This window comes from Streptomyces sp. CO7, from assembly GCF_053474865.1.
Genome location: NZ_JBRIOU010000012.1, coordinates 31,781 through 32,267 on the forward strand (window position 1 = coordinate 31,781; position 487 = coordinate 32,267).

Annotated in this window: 1 protein-coding gene; it reads right to left on the bottom strand. The window is 69.6% G+C overall.

Annotated elements, in window-relative coordinates; genetic code table 11:
• Nucleotides 1-305, bottom strand: a 305-nt coding sequence (locus ACOV8S_RS29750) for a helix-turn-helix domain-containing protein (RefSeq protein ID WP_448321583.1), incomplete at its 3' end; no start/stop codon positions are given.
• Nucleotides 306-487 lie beyond the last annotated feature (182 nt).

Sequence of the window (487 nt, forward strand, 5' to 3'; positions counted from 1 at the left end):
GCCTCGCACACCGCGACCCACCGGTCGACGGGGGCCGCACCCGGGGCAGCGGCCGCTTTCGCCTCGGCGGCCTCCGCGGCGGCGCCGAGCGAGTCGTAGGCGTCGATGATCAGGGCGGTGAGGAGGTCGTCGCGGCTCGGGAAGTAGCGGTAGACGGCCGACGAGGCCATCCCCAGTTCCCGGGCCACCGCCCGCAAGGAGAGCTTGGCCGCCCCCTCGTCGGCGAGCCGGCGTCGTGCCTCGTCCTTGATCGCCGCGGTGATCTCCCGTCGGGCACGGGCCCGGACTCCCTCTGTCGCGCTCATGATCCGAGTGTGCCACAGAGCGAGAGCGGTGCACATATTCAAGAGCGGCGCTCTGAAAAGAGAGCACCGCTCTTGCTTTTGGGGATCGGCAGAGCGCACACTGTTCTCAACCGAGAGCACTGCTCTCACTTCTCCGGAGGGGTCCTCATGCGCAAGGACGACCAGCAGCCCACGCCCGGCAC